Here is a 15,034-nt window from a genome sequence, read left to right on the forward strand (position 1 = left end):
TAGTCTGGAGCCCGTGATAAAGGCAGGACCGAAAAATGACTTCTCCCTTATTTAGGTTTGACTATGCCCGCTCCCAATCCCGACCTTCCGGCTTTTGATCCTGCCCGCTTGGCACCTGTTAAACGCGCGCTTATTTCAGTTTCAGATAAGTCCAGATTAATAGATCAAGCGACGGCGTTGCATGAGCGCGGCGTTAAACTGGTCTCTACGGGCGGCACCCACCGCGCCATTGCCGCCGCCGGTATTCCGGTCAAAGACGTGGCAGAGCTGACGCATTTTCCGGAAATGATGGATGGCCGGGTCAAGACGCTCCACCCTATGGTCCATGGCGGACTTTTGGGCGACCGCGATCTCGCCTCTCACAAAGACGCCATGCACACCCACGGCATTCTCTCTATCGACTTGTTGATTGTGAATCTTTATCCGTTTGAGAATGCCGTAGCCTCCGGCGGATCTTACGAAATGTGTGTCGAGAATATTGACATTGGAGGTCCGGCCATGATCCGCGCTGCTGCCAAGAACCATGCCCATGTCGCCGTTTGTACTGATTCTGATGATGTTGACGCAGTCCTCGCCGATATGGACGCGCATGATAGGCAAACGACAGGAACATTGCGCCAAAAGCTCGCGGCAAAAACCTACGCCAGATCCGCGACCTATGACGCGGCGATTGCCAATTGGTTTGCGGCGCAGCTGGACGAGACGCCGAAATATCGCTCGCAAGGCGGTACGTTGAAACAAGAGCTTCGCTACGGGGAAAATCCGCATCAGACCGCCGCGTTTTATTCTGACGGATCGAACCGACCGGGCGTATCCACCGCCGAGCAATTACAAGGCAAGGCCCTGTCCTATAATAATATCAACGACACGGACGCCGCTTATGAACTTGTGGCCGAATTTGGCGCGGTGGCTGACGGAGCGAAACCTGCCGTCGCTATTATCAAACACGCCAATCCCTGCGGCGTAGCCGTGGCCGATGATTTTATCACAGCGTATAAAAACGCCCGGGCCTGTGACCCTGTTTCAGCCTTTGGCGGCATTGTCGCGCTGAACGGAAATTTGGACGCAAAGACGGCCAAAGAGATAGTCAAAGTCTTTACCGAAGTCGTGATTGCGCCGAGCGCTGATGAAGACGCCGTTGAGGTTTTTGCCAAGAAGAAAAATTTACGTCTTTTGATCGCAGGCGGCCTGCCCGATGTGAACGCGCCGTCCCTGACCCAGCGCAATGTTGCCGGAGGCGTGCTTGTGCAAGACCGCGACAACGGCGCTGTCGCCGAAGACGATTTAAAAGTCGTGACCAAGCGCAAACCAACGGACGCGGAAATGGCTGACCTTCGTATGGCGTGGAAAGTGGCTAAACACGTTAAATCCAACGCAATTATCTATGTTAAGGACGGATCAACCGCCGGGATCGGCGCGGGCCAAATGAGCCGCATCGATTCTGCACGTATTGCGGCCCGTAAAGCCGAAGACGCCCAAGAGGCGGCCGGTTGGGACGCGCCGAGAACGCAAGGCTGCGCCTGCGCCTCTGACGCCTTTTTCCCTTTCGCTGACGGAATGCTTGCCGCCGCCAGCGCCGGCGCAACCGCCATTATCCAGCCAGGCGGCTCAATTCGCGACGAAGAAGTCATCGCCGCCGCCGACGAGAAAGATATTGCGATGGTGTTTACAGGAATGCGGCACTTTAGGCACTAACCATCGCCGTGACCCGGTAGGGTCTGCCTCGCAAAGCGAGGAACGCGGCGATGCTCGTGAATTCCTACCCGACATCGGATGGCTGGGTGTGACTGCACCCCCATCCGCCTTTCCGCGTCGCCGCTCGCAGTACTAAATAAAGCACCAGTCCCACCGGTCCCGCCATTAAGGTCAAAAGCAAACACGGCACCAACATCCAGTGGCTAAAACCGCGTTTTTGCGCGTCTCGCGCTTCCCAGGCTCCGACGAACAGATCAAAGACCAGATAATGTGCCCAGCCAATGATGATGCCGACATCGGAGGAGAATAATTCTCTGATACCTTCTATCGACGTGAAACTGCCGCCTGCGCCCTGCCCACTTAGCGCCAAAGCGAAACAGACGATATAAATTCCGCCTAAGAAGAGGGGGTATAGCGCGGAGTGAACAATGAATTTAGTCCCTTTCCATCGCGGTAAGAATATCAATAGCGCCCAGGCCGGAAGGACGCTCAAGTTAATTATGCTGAAGAGAAGCGGGTAGGTCATAAGCCCTCTTACCGCCCTCGGCCTCCCGCGGCTATGGGATTCTGAGCGACTCGCCGTCGTCAAACCTCTCTAAATTGTTAACGATTATTAAGCTTTCGTAAACATGCGGAACGATTGCGCTTGGCCGGAATTATTTATGTGTAATTCTCAGGAAAGGGGATCAATTATGGCTAAGTTTAAAACAATGACAGGAATCGCTGTTACGGCGCTACTTTTCGCAGGCTCCAACGCCTTTGCTGGGGACGAAATCAAGTCCAATGAAGTTAAGTCTGAAACGGTGGTTGAAACCACGACTGACACCGAAGCCCGCGAAGAAACCACGTCCGCAGTTGTGACCTTTACCAAAACAGAAGAAGACCCCCGCGTCATGGGCGCAATTGCCCGCGGCGACATGGTCCGCGTTCAAAATAATAATGGAAATATCTATTTGAACCGTTTTGTGCCCATCACTGAACTTCCCGATCCGGAACTCGACGTCGATACGGTCGAAACTTACAGTTATGAGTATAATGGTCGGACCTACACGAACAAGGTCGTAAACGAGAAATAGCTCTCTATTGCCTTTGCTTGAGAAAAAGCTTGGCCCCGTAAAATTACGGAAAACTCATCTCTCATTCAGGAACCCGACAGGTTACCACGCGTAAAGCTGGCCATGGTTGGGATTGAATTTAACAGGTTCCACACGGAATAAAGAAGGAAGAAGACAATGAAGTATTTAACAACGACAATCGCCACAGTCTCTATACTTGGCCTCGCCGCTTGTACAACAACAGGTAATGTTGAGAAAAACGCAGCGCTCGGCGCAGCCGGCGGCGCTCTTGCGGGTGCTGTTATCGGTAACAATGTCGGGTCGGGCGATGCCAAAACTGGCGCCGCTATCGGCGCGGTAGTTGGCGGCGCAGGCGGCGCTTATGCTGGTAATCAGAAAGACAAAGCTATTGGCGAAGGCACACGTGTCCGTCAACGCGCCAACGGCCAGCCGCTCTATTATGATCAATCAGCAGGGCGTTATTACTATTTCGACGAAGCGCGTGGTCGCACCTATTTTGAAAATGGTGAGCTTCGCGGCTAAGCCGAACGCGTATATATTTGAAAAGGCGGTTTTTCGAAGCCGCCTTTTTTATTGTCTGGAATTAGCCTATAAACCCTTATGACCGATTTTCCTTTCGAACGCACCGCCACCGTTTATCCCGCCGGAACCATTTTGCAGGTAAAAGCCTTTGGCTTTGTCACGCATTACGGAATCTCTACGGGCTACGGCACGGTTATTCACACGTCTGCCCGTTTTGGCCGTGTGGAAGAAACCGATATGGCCGATTTTTCCCAAGGAAAGCCCGTCCAAGCGATACAGCTTGCCTCCGGGGTATCCGGCTCTGAGCTTGTCGCCCGCGCCCGAAGCCGAAAAGGTGACCGATATAATGTGCTCGTCAATAATTGCGAACATTTCGTTACTTGGGTGATGGAAGGCAAAGGCCGCTCCTCGCAGCTTGGCTTGCTCGACGCCCGCCGCCTGTCACGCGATTAACCCCTTACCCTATGCCGCCGCGCCTACGACATGCCTTTGATCGCGAGCTGAGCCTGTCGCAAACGGCAAGACAGGCAAACGAACAAAACCTCGCTTTTCATCATTTAGAACGCGCGCATGTGTTAGGGCAGGCCTATTTCACACCGCACCTTCAAACGCATTGGAAAATGCTGGCATGGGGACTGAGACAAGGACAGCTCAGAGAGGTCCTAGGCCAAATTTTGCGACTGATAGCGGTATTCCCGGCGAGTGCGTTCGGTTGGGTTCCTGTTGGAAATACAGGCGGCGCCAATGTTTCGGCCTTTCAAAAAATGGAAATAAGCGAAGATCTTCAAGAAATCCTTCAGGACGCACGCGATGACTAAGCGACAAGACCCTCCGACAGAAGGGGAGAAAAAGAATGAGGCGGATGCAGGGAAAGCTTCGACTCCGGTCGCTGCTGCATCCCCCTCAAAACCACGTCCAATCAAACAAGCTTTCAAATGGTCTCTTGTGGCGGGTCTAATTCTGTTTTTGGTCGTCCACATATATTTGCTGGCTCTTACCGTTTTCCCGGTCCCCACGACAATAAATATGATTTTAAATGACGAGCCCGTTCGGCGTCAGAATATGCTTTTATCGGATATCTCACCCAATCTCGTTTACGCCGTTATTGCCGCCGAGGATTCCCGGTTCTGTGAGCATGACGGCATCGATTTCGAAGCGGTGCAGAAGGCTTTCGAGAACAATCAATCGGGCGGCAAGCGCCGCGGCGGCTCTACCATTTCCCAGCAAACAGCTAAGAATGTCGTATTCTGGAATGGCGGGGGATATCTCCGCAAAGCCGGGGAAGCCTATGTCACCTTTACGATAGAAACTTTCTGGTCAAAACGGCGCATTATGGAAGTTTATCTCAACGTGGCAGAGTGGGGCGACGGGATTTACGGCGCGGAAGGCGCGGCCCGCGTGCGGTTTCGCAAACACGCCAGAGACTTGTCAACGCGCGAAGCCGCTTTACTGGCGGCCGTCTTGCCAAATCCGCAAAAATGGCGGGTCGATCCGCCCGGACCCTATGTCAGCGGCCGAGCCGGAACACTGCAATCACGAATAGGCGAGGTTCGCCGCAGCGGCTACGCCGCCTGTGTCCTAGACTAAAAAACGCCCTTCTTTTGCAAGAAGGGCGAGTTTCGGGAATAGATCGAGGTTTCGCTCTGTAACAGAGCGAAAGTTATTTCTTGTCGTTGGAGGCAAGCAAAGAGATCTCTTTCGTTCCATCATTTACAGCCAAAACTTTTGAGCGTTTAATCGTGCACGTCACATTCAGGTTTTCACCGCCATCATTTGAAACGGCTGTGAAATAAATTGTCTTAGTGCGGTTACCTTCTTCGCGGTCATAGCTGAGGCGATAATTGGACATATCTGTTTCAGATTGTTCCGTCAGGGCGACGCGGCATTTTTCAACGTCTCCATTGGATGTCGCATTTGCCGGGAAGGATGCAAAAAGACCTGCGCCGATCAAGCAAAGGGCAGCAGTTTTTAGGGGGGTGTGTGACCGTGTCATCGAAAATTTCCTCTAAGAATGGGTGAGCCATATATGTGGCGTCTATCCCGGACTTATTAGAAAATACTCAGTTAAAAAGTCCCATCGATTACAAAAAAGGCCAGTCGATTTTGAAATCAATCGGATGTTTTTAGTATCAACCAGCGGCGCATCAGCCTCTGCGGTCTTTTAGGTTTTGGCGGTAAGCCGTCGGGGTCATGCCTTCAATTTCGCGAAAAGCGCGGTTGAACGGCGCGAGGGAGTTATAGCCGACATCCATCGCCAAAGTCAGCACAGGAATGCGCGATTTCTCTGGATCCTGAAGGTCAGCTTTGACGGCATTGATTCGGTAAGTATTCAGGAACGCGGAAAAATTACGGTATCCAAGACCCTGATTTATAAGAGCCCGCAGACGGTGCTCTGGCGTCTCAAGATGCTCCGCCAGTCTGCGGATTGTCATCCCGGTTTCCCGGTAAATCTTATCCTTCTCCATCGCAGCTCTCAGGTTTTCTAACAAAAGCCCGTCTCGCGGATCAATCGCGGAGCCGCCTTCGGCAATTTCGCTCGGGTCGGGCTCAAACGCCATATTGTCGAGGTCAATTCGGGTGAGCCAAAGCGTGAACCAAAGCGCCAGAGGAAAGACCACCAAGGGCTTTATGAATGTCAGTTGCCCCTGATAAAACGGATTCCAGACATTTTCCGTCAGGATAGAGAATGTAACAGAGGCAACAACGCCAGCGACAAAATAAGCCCGATAAAGACGCCGGGTCGCGACGAGGTCGTCCCTGCCCTCCCGCGTGATAGTAAAAATAAGGTGCCCCATCAGACACAAAGCCAACACATAAAATAACACCAGCAAATAACCTGGATATATAAAATCACCGGTAATTTGCGCGTAACTCCGCGGGAGCGTTATCGAGACGAATATGACCAAAATAGCCCAATGGGGCCATTTGAGCTCGAAATCATCCCGAAAGATAGCCAACCCAAACCACCAGGCAAATACGATGGACCCTGTCTCAGATAGGCTCGCGACTACATATATTGGCATAGGCGGCCTTAAGGCTTCCGGGGCGGTTGCAATCAACATTCCCACGGTCCCGAATGCCGTCAAAACAACAAAGATCGCGGGCCGCCAACAGCGTTTATCCCGAAGCGCCAAGGTTGCCGATAGCAACAATAACGTCACGGTCGAAAGACGGAGGAAAGCATCTAACCAGAGCATAGGTTCAACAGACAGGGTTTTAGCGAAAGTCACAAGTTACAAGCGCGTCTTTGACGTGCAGGCCCGATATACAGATATTTAAAGCGGGCGGTGAATTCTTTCTATTTTATATTTTTGACCACACGTTGCGGGAAAGGTATTTCGATATTATTGGCCTTGAGCGTCCGCCAAATAATCATGCCGACATCGGACGTGAATTTATTTGGCCCATCATCAATGCCTTCGGCCCAGAACTCGACGCACATATTAATGGCGCTATCCCCGAAGGATCGAAATTCGACGCTTGGTACATCCGGGTCGCTCAGAACATCCTCATGCTCCAAGACTGCATCGCGAATAAGCGGCACCAGCGCGTCCAAATCGGTGTCATAGGCCACGCCGAAATCTACTTCGTAACGCTGCAACGGATTGTCATGCGTCCAGTTTTCATAGGCATCTTCGGTAAATTTCGTATTCGGAACGATTATGTCTTTTCCGTCCGCCGTTGCGACCGTCGTAGAGCGAATATTGATCGCTTTGACACGGCCAAACCTATCCCCTTCCATATTAACGTAATCTCCGATTTTCACCGAACGATCAAAAAGAATGATGAGCCCGGAAATAAAATTCGCGGCGATCGGCTGCAGTCCAAACCCAATGCCGAGACCCAGCGCAGAGAAAACGACTACCAGCCCGGAGAGCGGAATTCCCGCTGCCCCGACGACAAGGAAAAAAATGATAGCGAACAGAACTATTTGAAAGAGTTTAGCGACAATTTCGCGAACACCGGCATCCAGATTCTCTTGGGAACGAATTGCCGATTGGCCCTTTACATTCGAAAGATTACCGACCCAGAAAAACAAGAAGCCAAACACAACGAGTTTCACGACCGTCATCGCCGTAATTGGACTGTTCCCCATAGGGAGCAAAACAGTCCCGCTTAATAAAGCTTTGAATTCATCGAAATACCCAAGAACGATAATTAGGCTGAGCGGGACGAGCACCCACAGAGCCAGCTTTCGGTAAAAAGCCTCTTGCAGGAAAACTTTGATGACACGGTAAACCAGAAAAACAGCTGCGAGGCTCTGGGCCAGCTTTACCAGCCAATCTTCTGAAAAAGCCGGAACCGCCAACAAAATATTGGAGGAGAGTCCGAGCAATAGGACAAGCAAAACAGCCCGAAGTAATCCCCCAACTTTAAAGAGTATCTGTCTGACTTTCAGATATTTTACGGATTCGGCAGGCTCTTTTTTGAAAAACGGGATCGCCCGTTGCAGTATTTTCGCCAAAAGCGGCGCTATCAGGATCGATAACACTATTGCACTCAGTTGCGCTAGAAAGGACGGCGTCTGCATCCAGAGCCAAATCTGGTCTCGCCAATTTTCCAGCTGACTCTGTACTGTGGCCAGATCAAAATCCATGACGCGTCCTCCCAAAAAATCAATTTGCTTTAAAAGGGGGGCTATCTTTTGTAAACGGTTATGCGCTAGGAACGCGCCGTATTTAAGGAGCCCAGCCTATGTCATCCCCCAAGAAAGTCGTTCTCGCCTATTCCGGAGGCCTCGACACCTCAATCATCCTGAAATGGTTGCAGGAGGAAAAAGGCTGCGAGGTTGTGACTTTTACCGCTGATCTGGGTCAAGGCGAAGAGTTGGAGCCCGCGCGCCGCAAAGCCGAGGCCCAAGGCGTCAAAGAAATTTTCATAGATGACCTTCGCGAGGAATTTGTTCGCGATTTCGTTTTTCCGATGATGCGCGCCAATGCGGTTTATGAAGGGCTTTACCTTCTCGGCACCTCGATCGCCCGTCCGTTGATTTCCAAACGCCAGATCGAAATTGCGCATCAGGTCGGCGCGGACGCCGTCTGTCACGGCGCGACAGGCAAAGGAAATGATCAGGTCCGCTTCGAGCTTGGCTATTACGCGCTTGACCCGGACATCAAAGTTATTGCGCCTTGGCGGGAATGGGATCTGAACTCCCGTACAAAGCTTATCGAATATGCAGAGAAGCACGGCATTGAAATTGCCAAGGACAAACGCGGCGAAGCGCCTTTCTCGGTTGATGCTAATTTGCTGCATACCTCTTCCGAAGGCAAAGCCTTGGAGGATCCAAATGAAGAAGCACCGGAGTTTGTTTATCAGCGCACAGTCGCGCCGGAAGACGCGCCAGACAAGCCCACCTACATCACCATCGGTTTTGAACGCGGGGATGCGGTTAGTATTGACGGCGAAGACTTGTCTCCCGCGGCGCTCTTAACCAAACTTAACGAACTCGGCGGCGCCAATGGCATTGGCCGTCTCGATTTGCTGGAAAACCGCTTTGTCGGCATGAAGTCGCGCGGCATTTATGAGACGCCCGGCGGCACTATCCTCCTGATGGCGCATCGCGGCATTGAACAGATTACGCTCGACAAAGGCGCAGCGCATTTGAAAGACGAGCTCATGCCGAAATATGCCGAGTTGGTTTATAATGGCTATTGGTATTCGCCTGAGCGCGAAATGCTCCAGGCCGCTATCGACACGTCCCAGGAATTGGTGACGGGCACAGTTCGTTTGAAGCTCTATAAAGGCAGCGTCGACATTGTCGGCCGGGAAAGCCCTTATTCGCTTTATTCTCAAGAACACGTCACGTTCGAAGAAGACGATGTTTATGATCAGGCCGATGCTGGCGGGTTTATCAAGATCAACGCCTTGCGCCTTCGCCTGCTGAAAGCGCGGGATCGTAAAGCCGGAAAGAACAGTTAACGACCTCATATACTATGCCGCGGCAATCACCGTGTTACCTGAATAGGGTGATCGCCCGCATGAATATTGTGCTATTTGCTTAAATTAGGTCTGTTTGTTTGCTTCGAAATGGCGTAGCGCAGAAGAATAATTTTAAGCGAACTGAAAGTCTTAAAAAGGTAGGGTTATGGTTAAGTCATCCTCCAAGGAACTGAATTTCCGCCAAAGCGTCGATGTGATGTTCAATCGCGCCGCCAGTTTTGTTGATCTGTCCCCGAAAATGATTGAGAAAATCCGCGTCTGTAACGCGACCTATACGGTCCGTTTCGGCGTGAAGCTGCGGGGCGAAGTTCATACATTTGTCGGCTACCGCGCCGTTCATTCCGAGCATAAAGAGCCTGTAAAAGGCGGCATCCGATACTCTCTTGATGTGAATCAGGACGAGGTCGAAGCGCTTGCCGCGCTGATGACCTATAAAACCGCGCTTGTAGAAGTGCCGTTTGGCGGATCGAAAGGCGGCTTGTGCATTAACCCCAAAGACTGGACCGAAGAAGAACTGGAGCGCATCACCCGCCGCTTTACCTTCGAGCTGTCCCGCCGCGACCTAATCCATCCCTCTCTAAATGTTCCCGCTCCCGATATGGGCACGGGCGAGCGAGAAATGGCCTGGATGATGGATGAATATCGCCGGCTACATAATGAAAATATTGACGCCATTGCCTGCGTTACCGGTAAACCCGTCCACTTGGGCGGTATTGAAGGCCGCGTCGAAGCCACCGGACGCGGTGTGCAATATGCTCTGCGCGAATTTTTCCGTCACCCTGACGATATTAAAAAAGCAGGATTACGCGGGGATCTTGATGGGAAGAAAATCGTCGTTCAAGGCCTCGGTAATGTGGGCTATCACGCCGCGCTCTTCCTCTCCGAAGAAGACGGCTCAAAGATTGTCAGCGTGATTGAACGCGCCGGCACTATACGCAATCCGAAAGGCATCGATATCCGGGCGCTCAAGGAACATATTTCCAGCGGCGAAGATCTGTCAAAGTTTGAAGGGGGAGTTTTTGAAGAACCCAATGCTAACGCAATCTGTGAGGCGTGCGACATCTTGATTCCGGCGGCGCTGGAAGGCGTCATCAATGTCGATAACGCCCACGCCGTCAAAGCCAATCTCGTGATTGAAGCAGCGAACGGCCCCATTACGGCTATGGCGGATAAAATTCTCCGCGATAAAGGCGTGTTTATTATCCCCGACATGTATGCCAATGCGGGCGGCGTGACCGTGTCCTATTTCGAGTGGGTGAAAAACGTAAACCATATCCGCTTTGGCCGCCTTCAGCGCCGAAATGAAGAACGTAAATATCACATCCTGATTGACGCGCTTGAAAGCCAAGGCATGAATTTTAAGAAAAGCTTCAAGAAAGAATATCTTGAAGGCGCTGGAGAACTGGCGCTCGTTCGCGCTGGTTTGGACGACACGATGCGGGCGGCCTATATGAATATAAAAACAGCGCTGGAAAATAATCCGGAGCTGGAAGATATGCGTACAGCCGCCTTCTTTAGTGTGATCGAAGACATCGCGCTTCATTACCGGAGTATCGGGCTTTAAAGTTTTCCCGCCTTCGGCGGGACATTCGCCGCAATAAATGAAACCCTTTCGAGGTTTCCATCGTAAGGTTTAGGAAGACCCTAACTTGGGAGAAACTGCCTTATGACGACCTATTTGATTGCATACTTTTCGACGCTTATTGCTTTTTTTGCTTTGGACATGCTTTGGCTCGGCCTCATCGCTCGAAAGTTTTACGCCAATCAACTTGGGAGCCTTATGGCGGATAGTCCCAACTGGCTCGTCGCGGTTGTTTTCTACGCCATGTATATTGTTGGAATCGTCTTTTTCGCCATCCGGCCCGCGATTGAAGCAGAGCAAGTTCTGAAAGCGACGCTCTATGGCGCCCTTTTTGGATTCTTTTGTTACGCCACTTATGATTTGACCAATTTGGCAACCTTGCGCGACTGGCCAACAAAAATGGTGGTCGTCGATATTATTTGGGGAATTATCCTGACCGGAAGCTGCGCGACCGTCGGCGCTTGGGCCACGCTCAAATTCGCGGCTTAGCTTAAGCCATAAAAAAGCCCCGAAAAAATCGGGGCTTTATTTATTATCTGAGGTGGACGCTACAGATCGACGGTTTTCATTTCGCCTAGCTCCGGCTCTTCATGTTTAATATTGGCCTTCGCCATTTCATACATAAAGGTCAGTGGGTTGGCGTCTGACGCCCAAATCGCGGCGTCATGCGGGACAAATTTGAGCATCATTAGCTCCTTATCGTCTTTACCTTCAGGATACCAAGCGGCCACCTTCTGATCCCAAAACTTATCGATTGTCGCTTTGTCGTGATGCGCGGTCAGACGCCCTTTGACGCAAGCCTGATAATCTTTCGAGATATGGCACAGATGAACCGTGCCGGGATTGACCGCAATTGTCTTTCCCAATTCCGAAAAGCGGTCAGAATAGAAATAGATCACATTTTCATCTGTATCTATTTGAGGCGTCATGGGCTGCATATGCTCTTCCTCGTCGGTTGAGCCGAGCATGACGCACATGGCGTCTTGAAGTTCTTCCAGTAATTGCTTTTGCGGATTTTCGTGAAATTTTTCGAGGTTTGCCATGTGTTCTCTCCTTTAAGTTATCTGGAAAGAAAACGGGGCTGGGTAGGGATAGTTCCCATTTGCGTTCGTTAAACTCCGTTCAGTTCTTTGTCTTTTAGCCAAGCCTTATAGCGCTTTGTCTGACCTATTGTGCGTAATTGTTGTGCCAAAGTTGCCAGCAAAGGACGCTGGTTCTTTTTTACGGATTTGCCTGCGCCCAGCCGATTGAGTTGTTCTTTGGCCAGCGCCATATTGGCCAGAGACAACAGGGCTTTATTTTTCCAGTTTACCGTAGCAATATTTGTGTTGAGATTGCGTCCCTCCTGCCAGTCATTCGGCAAGTTTGGGTTATACGCCATGGCGCGGGCAAGGCCGATGATATCGACACCTTCGGACAAAGCGGCTTCCGCCGTGTCTTTGCGTGTTACACCGCCGGTCACCATGATCGGCATGGTTGCCGCGGCGGCTATGTCTTTAGCAAAATCGAGAAAGAACATTTCGCGCTCTTTGGTGCTCTGGGCGCGGCCATCGGCCGCCAGACCCATCATCGCGGCGCTTTCGTAATTGCCGCCGGACAGCTCGACAAAATCCAATGCTTCGCCGCCAAGCCAATCCACGACCAGTTTGGCGTCGCCGACATCAAATCCGCCGCGCTGGAAGTCAGCGGAATTTAGTTTCACCGCGACGATGAAATTTGACTCGACACGCGCCCGTACGGCACGGACCGTCTCTAACAAAAACCTGGCACGGTTTTCCAGAGACCCGCCCCACTCATCCTCCCGCTTATTCGTTAAAGGCGATAAAAATTGCGCGATCAAATAACCGTGAGCCCCGTGAATCTGTACGCCGTCAAAACCAGCGCGTTCCGCCTGATGAGCCGTGTCAGCAAACCGTTTAATTAATCCCAAAATTTCATCGGAGGACAATGCCCGGGCCGGCGCAAACATATTATCCGCCGGGCCGTCGAGCGTCACCTTGGTCTCAGAGGCAGAGACTGCCTCGGTTCCCATGCTGGCATAGACCTGCCGCCCGGGGTGAGAGATTTGCATAACCATTTTGGCGCCGCCGGATTTGCCGATCTCGGCCCATTTTTGGAAACGCTCTCGCGCGTTGTCTTCGGCAAGAGAGCCTTGTTCCAATACAACTCCGCCCGGCCCGGTCATCGCCGTTGGGTCAATCATCACATTGCCGGTCAATATCATTCCCGGCCCGCCCTTTGTCCAGGCCGAGTAAAGATTGAACAAAGCCTCGCCGGGGGTTTGTCCGGCCTCCGCCAGATTTTCTTCCATCGCCGCCTTGCACAGACGGTTTGAGAGGGTTTGGCCGCTCTGTAGCGTGAGGGAGTCATAAATATCTGTCATGACGCGGGTGTTACCTGAAAGACGCCCGAGAGAGAACAGTCATTATTGAATTGAAAAACAGGTTTTCTGTACACAACCGCATAGCGGCGGGAACCTCTCGCCTCTTCAGTTCTTGATAAAGGGCAATCACTAAGGAGATTCAAATGGCTAGATTTTCAAATAAAAATGTTCTTATCACCGGCGGCAGTTCAGGCATCGGCCTGGCCACAGCCAGGCGCGTGACAGAAGAAGGCGGCCGGGTGATGGTGACAGGACGCAGTGAAGACCACCTCAACGACGCCAAAAAGGTTTTGCCGGATTCTGCAGTCGTTTTGAAAAATGATGCGTCGGATGTTGACGCCGCAGATGAGCTCGCGCAGTCCGCAAAAGATTTCGGAAAACTCGACGCTGTCTTTCTAAATGCAGGGTACGGGGATTTCAGACCTGTTGAAAAAAGTGACGCAGATTTTTTCGATGCGATGAACAACGTTAATGTGCGCGGTCCCGTGCTCCATCTGAAAGCGCTTAAAGATAATATTGCGAATCCCTCCTCTGTTCTAGTGACGGCAAGCGTCTCGTCCTATATCGGACAGGCTAATGGCGCTGTTTACGCCGGCACAAAAGGCGCCGTCACTGGCATGGCTCGGGCTTGGGCCGCAGAGCTAGCCGACAAAAATATTCGTGTAAATACGATTGCCCCCGGACCGATTGAAACCAACTTCTTCAACAGCATTGATATGCCGGATGACGAAGTCGAGAAAATGGTAGAAAATATTAAAAGTAACGTGGCCCTTGGCCGCCTTGGCACCGCCGAAGAAGTCGCCGCCGTCGCGACCTTTCTCCTATCGGATGATAGCAGCTATGTCACCGGAAGCCAGTATATGGTCGATGGCGGCATGACCTATCGTTAGGTCGAAATACTAGTGCTTATTGGCGGGCCCCTCCGCGGGTCCGCCAAGCCTTGAACAAACCATACACACTGATCGCCAGCCAAGCACATTCAATGATAAATGACGCAAGGTTAAAGGTGAAATAGAGCGACACCATAATCAGAAGCGCGCCCACAGCATTGAGCGCGGAATAGCGCCAGCCTCTCGAGTCAATTTTTTCGACTTGCAACAGGCCGTAAGCCAAAAGGACGAAGGCCACGCCTGTAATTCCAATCGCATCGTAAATTGTCATAAGGGAGTCACCCGTCTCATAGTTAGATTAATTCTGCCGCCCTTTGGCACGAGCGCGCTCTCTCCGTAAGAGACTTTACTCACCCCGTGGTGACACAGTCGGGCCTCGCCCGCCAGAACGACAACGTCCCCGGAAAAGAGCCTTACCCCCTTTGTCGGTCCGCCGCGTTTGGGCCCGCCGATACGAAACATGGCCGGGTCGCCGAGGCTCACGCTGACGACGGGGGCTTGAATATTCTGCTCGTCATTGTCGACATGCATCCCCATTTTTGCGCCGTCCCGATACCAGTTAATCAGACAGGCTTCGGGCGGAGCAGGATAGCCGCTGACGTCATCCCATAGCCTCCGCAAAACCGGCGGCAAGTCAGGCCAAGGCTTTCCGGTTTTGGGGTGGAGCGCCTCATAGCGATAGCCGCCTTTATCCGTAACCCAGCCTAGCGGTCCGAAATTGCTCATGACGACCGAAAGCGGCGCGCCGGTTCGCGGCATGGTCGGCTGAAAAAATGGAGCTTGCGAGACGCCGTCCCTCACCGCTTCGATTAACCCGGCCTGTTCCTCGAGCGAGAAATAAAGCGGATAATGTGCAAAGCCTTTCGGGAAGTCGGACATGAGGTTTCAATGGCAAAGCATTCAGGAACTGACAATGGATTTATTGTTTATTCCGGAGCGTCAGAAT

18 protein-coding genes are annotated in these 15,034 nt (G+C 51.9%); 10 read left to right on the forward strand and 8 right to left on the reverse strand.

Annotation, left to right across the window (positions count from 1 at the left end; translation table 11 throughout):
- The first annotated feature begins 63 nt into the window (after positions 1-63).
- Positions 64-1,695, forward strand: a complete 1,632-nt coding sequence (purH, locus tag ACNA05_RS11130) for a bifunctional phosphoribosylaminoimidazolecarboxamide formyltransferase/IMP cyclohydrolase (RefSeq protein WP_415811568.1) — start codon at positions 64-66, stop codon at positions 1,693-1,695.
- Positions 1,696-1,759: 64 nt separating this feature from the next.
- Here the strand turns inward: purH and ACNA05_RS11135 are convergent, their stop codons facing one another.
- Positions 1,760-2,221: an ABA4-like family protein gene (locus ACNA05_RS11135; protein ID WP_415811569.1), complete on the reverse strand. Its 462-nt coding sequence runs from the start codon at positions 2,219-2,221 to the stop codon at positions 1,760-1,762.
- 166 nt (positions 2,222-2,387) lie between these two features.
- On the opposite strand from ACNA05_RS11135, the gene ACNA05_RS11140 reads away from it, so the two are divergent.
- The 5 genes from ACNA05_RS11140 to mtgA all read left to right on the forward strand — a co-directional run bounded on the left by ACNA05_RS11140 (position 2,388) and on the right by mtgA (position 4,880).
- Complete coding sequence (locus ACNA05_RS11140; protein WP_415811570.1) at positions 2,388-2,771, forward strand: hypothetical protein; 384 nt, start codon at positions 2,388-2,390, stop codon at positions 2,769-2,771.
- A 156-nt stretch (positions 2,772-2,927) separates the two neighbouring features.
- Complete coding sequence (locus ACNA05_RS11145) at positions 2,928-3,293, forward strand: YMGG-like glycine zipper-containing protein (protein ID WP_415811571.1); 366 nt, start codon at positions 2,928-2,930, stop codon at positions 3,291-3,293.
- Between the two features lie 78 nt (positions 3,294-3,371).
- Entirely contained in the window at positions 3,372-3,746 is a 375-nt protein-coding gene (locus ACNA05_RS11150; RefSeq protein ID WP_415811572.1) for a lecithin retinol acyltransferase family protein, read from the forward strand.
- Between the two features lie 11 nt (positions 3,747-3,757).
- Positions 3,758-4,111 (forward strand): DUF3703 domain-containing protein, encoded by a 354-nt coding sequence (locus tag ACNA05_RS11155; RefSeq protein WP_415811573.1) that lies wholly within the window; start codon positions 3,758-3,760, stop codon positions 4,109-4,111.
- Positions 4,104-4,880 carry a monofunctional biosynthetic peptidoglycan transglycosylase gene (gene mtgA, locus ACNA05_RS11160; protein ID WP_415811574.1) on the forward strand — a complete coding sequence of 259 codons (777 nt, stop codon included), beginning with the start codon at positions 4,104-4,106 and terminating at the stop codon, positions 4,878-4,880. Before ACNA05_RS11155 ends, mtgA begins: the two co-directional genes overlap by 8 nt.
- Positions 4,881-4,953: 73 nt before the next feature.
- On the opposite strand, the gene ACNA05_RS11165 is transcribed toward mtgA, so the two are convergent.
- The 3 genes from ACNA05_RS11165 to ACNA05_RS11175 form a co-directional block, all read right to left on the reverse strand.
- On the reverse strand, positions 4,954-5,286 hold the full coding sequence (locus ACNA05_RS11165; protein WP_415811575.1) for a hypothetical protein: 333 nt from the start codon (positions 5,284-5,286) through the stop codon (positions 4,954-4,956).
- Positions 5,287-5,437: 151 nt separating this feature from the next.
- Positions 5,438-6,523 (reverse strand): helix-turn-helix domain-containing protein, encoded by a 1,086-nt coding sequence (locus tag ACNA05_RS11170; RefSeq protein WP_415811576.1) that lies wholly within the window; start codon positions 6,521-6,523, stop codon positions 5,438-5,440.
- Between the two features lie 68 nt (positions 6,524-6,591).
- Positions 6,592-7,890: a mechanosensitive ion channel family protein gene (locus tag ACNA05_RS11175; RefSeq protein ID WP_415811577.1), complete on the reverse strand. Its 1,299-nt coding sequence runs from the start codon at positions 7,888-7,890 to the stop codon at positions 6,592-6,594.
- Positions 7,891-7,988: 98 nt separating this feature from the next.
- On the opposite strand from ACNA05_RS11175, the gene ACNA05_RS11180 reads away from it, so the two are divergent.
- From ACNA05_RS11180 to ACNA05_RS11190, 3 genes are all read left to right on the forward strand, one after another.
- Complete coding sequence (locus ACNA05_RS11180) at positions 7,989-9,212, forward strand: argininosuccinate synthase (RefSeq protein ID WP_415811578.1); 1,224 nt, start codon at positions 7,989-7,991, stop codon at positions 9,210-9,212.
- Positions 9,213-9,378: 166 nt separating this feature from the next.
- Complete coding sequence (locus ACNA05_RS11185; protein ID WP_415811579.1) at positions 9,379-10,797, forward strand: Glu/Leu/Phe/Val family dehydrogenase; 1,419 nt, start codon at positions 9,379-9,381, stop codon at positions 10,795-10,797.
- A gap of 102 nt (positions 10,798-10,899) precedes the next feature.
- Positions 10,900-11,304 (forward strand): DUF2177 family protein, encoded by a 405-nt coding sequence (locus ACNA05_RS11190; RefSeq protein ID WP_415811580.1) that lies wholly within the window; start codon positions 10,900-10,902, stop codon positions 11,302-11,304.
- A 59-nt stretch (positions 11,305-11,363) separates the two neighbouring features.
- Here the strand turns inward: ACNA05_RS11190 and ACNA05_RS11195 are convergent, their stop codons facing one another.
- Positions 11,364-11,858, reverse strand: a complete 495-nt coding sequence (locus tag ACNA05_RS11195; protein WP_415811581.1) for a pyridoxamine 5'-phosphate oxidase family protein — start codon at positions 11,856-11,858, stop codon at positions 11,364-11,366.
- Between the two features lie 68 nt (positions 11,859-11,926).
- Complete coding sequence (locus tag ACNA05_RS11200; RefSeq protein ID WP_415811582.1) at positions 11,927-13,198, reverse strand: NADH:flavin oxidoreductase/NADH oxidase family protein; 1,272 nt, start codon at positions 13,196-13,198, stop codon at positions 11,927-11,929.
- Between the two features lie 143 nt (positions 13,199-13,341).
- Between ACNA05_RS11200 and ACNA05_RS11205 the strand changes: the two genes are divergently transcribed.
- Positions 13,342-14,088: an SDR family oxidoreductase gene (locus ACNA05_RS11205; protein ID WP_415811583.1), complete on the forward strand. Its 747-nt coding sequence runs from the start codon at positions 13,342-13,344 to the stop codon at positions 14,086-14,088.
- A 16-nt stretch (positions 14,089-14,104) separates the two neighbouring features.
- Here ACNA05_RS11205 and ACNA05_RS11210 read toward each other — a convergent pair whose 3' ends face one another.
- The gene (locus ACNA05_RS11210) at positions 14,105-14,359 is read right to left on the reverse strand and encodes a CBU_0592 family membrane protein (protein ID WP_415811584.1); all 255 of its coding nucleotides are present in this window, start codon (positions 14,357-14,359) and stop codon (positions 14,105-14,107) included.
- Positions 14,356-14,967, reverse strand: coding sequence for an alpha-ketoglutarate-dependent dioxygenase AlkB family protein (locus tag ACNA05_RS11215; protein WP_415811585.1), 612 nt, complete (start codon positions 14,965-14,967; stop codon positions 14,356-14,358). The genes ACNA05_RS11210 and ACNA05_RS11215 overlap by 4 nt, the downstream gene beginning before the upstream one ends.
- Between the last annotated feature and the right edge of the window lie 67 nt (positions 14,968-15,034).

The organism is Litorimonas haliclonae, from assembly GCF_965138505.1.
Classification (GTDB): domain Bacteria; phylum Pseudomonadota; class Alphaproteobacteria; order Caulobacterales; family Maricaulaceae; genus Litorimonas; species Litorimonas haliclonae.

Bases quoted from the DNA above. Each gene is read 5' to 3' on its own strand.
- purH (WP_415811568.1), top strand. From the start codon at position 64: ATGCCCGCTCCCAATCCCGACCTTCCGGCTTTTGATCCTGCCCGCTTG.
- ACNA05_RS11135 (WP_415811569.1), bottom strand. From the start codon at position 2,221: ATGACCTACCCGCTTCTCTTCAGCATAATTAACTTGAGCGTCCTTCCG.
- ACNA05_RS11140 (WP_415811570.1), top strand. From the start codon at position 2,388: ATGGCTAAGTTTAAAACAATGACAGGAATCGCTGTTACGGCGCTACTT.
- ACNA05_RS11145 (WP_415811571.1), top strand. From the start codon at position 2,928: ATGAAGTATTTAACAACGACAATCGCCACAGTCTCTATACTTGGCCTC.
- ACNA05_RS11150 (WP_415811572.1), top strand. From the start codon at position 3,372: ATGACCGATTTTCCTTTCGAACGCACCGCCACCGTTTATCCCGCCGGA.
- ACNA05_RS11155 (WP_415811573.1), top strand. From the start codon at position 3,758: ATGCCGCCGCGCCTACGACATGCCTTTGATCGCGAGCTGAGCCTGTCG.
- mtgA (WP_415811574.1), top strand. From the start codon at position 4,104: ATGACTAAGCGACAAGACCCTCCGACAGAAGGGGAGAAAAAGAATGAG.
- ACNA05_RS11165 (WP_415811575.1), bottom strand. From the start codon at position 5,286: ATGACACGGTCACACACCCCCCTAAAAACTGCTGCCCTTTGCTTGATC.
- ACNA05_RS11175 (WP_415811577.1), bottom strand. From the start codon at position 7,890: ATGGATTTTGATCTGGCCACAGTACAGAGTCAGCTGGAAAATTGGCGA.
- ACNA05_RS11180 (WP_415811578.1), top strand. From the start codon at position 7,989: ATGTCATCCCCCAAGAAAGTCGTTCTCGCCTATTCCGGAGGCCTCGAC.
- ACNA05_RS11185 (WP_415811579.1), top strand. From the start codon at position 9,379: ATGGTTAAGTCATCCTCCAAGGAACTGAATTTCCGCCAAAGCGTCGAT.
- ACNA05_RS11190 (WP_415811580.1), top strand. From the start codon at position 10,900: ATGACGACCTATTTGATTGCATACTTTTCGACGCTTATTGCTTTTTTT.
- ACNA05_RS11195 (WP_415811581.1), bottom strand. From the start codon at position 11,858: ATGGCAAACCTCGAAAAATTTCACGAAAATCCGCAAAAGCAATTACTG.
- ACNA05_RS11200 (WP_415811582.1), bottom strand. From the start codon at position 13,198: ATGACAGATATTTATGACTCCCTCACGCTACAGAGCGGCCAAACCCTC.
- ACNA05_RS11205 (WP_415811583.1), top strand. From the start codon at position 13,342: ATGGCTAGATTTTCAAATAAAAATGTTCTTATCACCGGCGGCAGTTCA.
- ACNA05_RS11210 (WP_415811584.1), bottom strand. From the start codon at position 14,359: ATGACAATTTACGATGCGATTGGAATTACAGGCGTGGCCTTCGTCCTT.
- ACNA05_RS11215 (WP_415811585.1), bottom strand. From the start codon at position 14,967: ATGTCCGACTTCCCGAAAGGCTTTGCACATTATCCGCTTTATTTCTCG.